Annotated in this window: 2 protein-coding genes; both read right to left on the reverse strand. The window is 76.4% G+C overall.

Annotated features, from left to right (window positions below; all coding sequences use genetic code 11):
- Positions 1-790: acyl-CoA dehydrogenase family protein (locus SACPADRAFT_RS26925; protein WP_007027651.1), on the reverse strand; the 790-nt coding region annotated here is incomplete at its 3' end.
- The coding region (locus SACPADRAFT_RS26930) for an acyl-CoA dehydrogenase family protein (protein WP_007027650.1) at positions 787-1,303 on the reverse strand (517 nt) is incomplete at its 5' end. The genes SACPADRAFT_RS26925 and SACPADRAFT_RS26930, both read right to left, overlap by 4 nt.

Genomic DNA, 1,303 nt, shown 5'->3' on the forward strand with positions numbered 1-1,303 from the left:
GGAACCCGCCGATCGGCCTGCCGAACTGTTCGCGCTCCCGCGTGTAGGCGACGGTGAGTTCCAGCGCGCGCTCGGCCGTCCCCGCCTGCTCGGTGGCCAGCACCGCGCACGCGAGGTCGCGCACCCGGTGCAGCGCGGGCCGGAAGTCGCCGGTGCCGATCCGCCGTGCGGGCGCGGCGTCCAGGGTGAGCACGGCCAGCCTGCGGGTGGTGTCCATCGTGGGCGTGTGCGTGCGGGTCACCCCCGTGGCGGCGGGGTCCACCTCGAACAACCCCAGATCGCCGGCTTCCCCGGATCCGGTGTCTCCGCGGGCCACCACGAGCAGGGTGTCGGCGGTGTCGCCGTCGAGCACGTAATGCGCCGTGCCGGACACGGTGCCGCCGTCCGCACCGGCGACGGCGGTGCAGGCGGCGGTGTCCGGGTCCCACCGCCCGTCGGTGCCGGTCCAGGCCAGCGCCGCGGTGCCGGTGCCCTCCGCCAGGGACGGCAGCAGCCGTGCGCAGGCGGCCCCGTCACCGGAGGCGAGCAGGGCGTGCGTGGCCAGCACGGTGGAGCCCAACAGGGGTGCCGGGGTCAGTTCCCGGCCGAGTTCGTGGGCCACCACGGCCACCTCCGCCGGAGTGGCGCCGACGCCGCCGTACTCCTCCGGGACCGCCAGCCCGGCCACGCCGACCTGCCCACACAACAGTGACCAGGCCCGCTCGGCCGGGGTGCGCTCCAGCAGCGCGCGTACGGTCTCCGCCAGGGCTTGCTGTTCCTCGGTGGGGGCGAACGCGCCCGGTGTGCTCAACGGTGTGCCTCCTCCCGGACGTCCTGCCCTGCCCCGGCGGTGCCGACGCCCCGGACGGCGTCGAGCACCCGCGCCCGGTGGAACGCGGTCGTGCCCCAGGCGGCCACCAGGGCCCGAACCTTCGTCAGCCGCAGCCCCACGTCGTGTTCGGCGGTGTAGCCGACGGCGCCGTGCACCTGCAGTCCGGTGCGGGCGGCCAGGTGGGCCGCCTCGCCGCAGGCCACCTTCGCCGCCGACACGTCCCGGGCGACGGTGTCCGTTCCCGCGCCGTCCGTTCCCGCGTCGGTGCGTCCGTCCAGCGCCACGGCGGCGCCGTGCAGCAGCGGCCGGGCCAGTTCCAGCCGGGTCGCCACATCGGCCAGCAGATGCTTCACCGCCTGGTACTGGCCGATCTCCCGGCCGTACTGGCTGCGTTGTTTCGCGTAGGCCACCGAGGCGTCCAGCAGCCACCGGCCCGCGCCGAGCAGTTGCGCGGCGGTGGCCAGCGCCCCGGCCTCGAACGCGGCCGCCGCC

The sequence above is a fragment of the Saccharomonospora iraqiensis subsp. paurometabolica YIM 90007 genome (assembly GCF_000231035.2).
Lineage (GTDB): Bacteria > Actinomycetota > Actinomycetes > Mycobacteriales > Pseudonocardiaceae > Saccharomonospora > Saccharomonospora paurometabolica.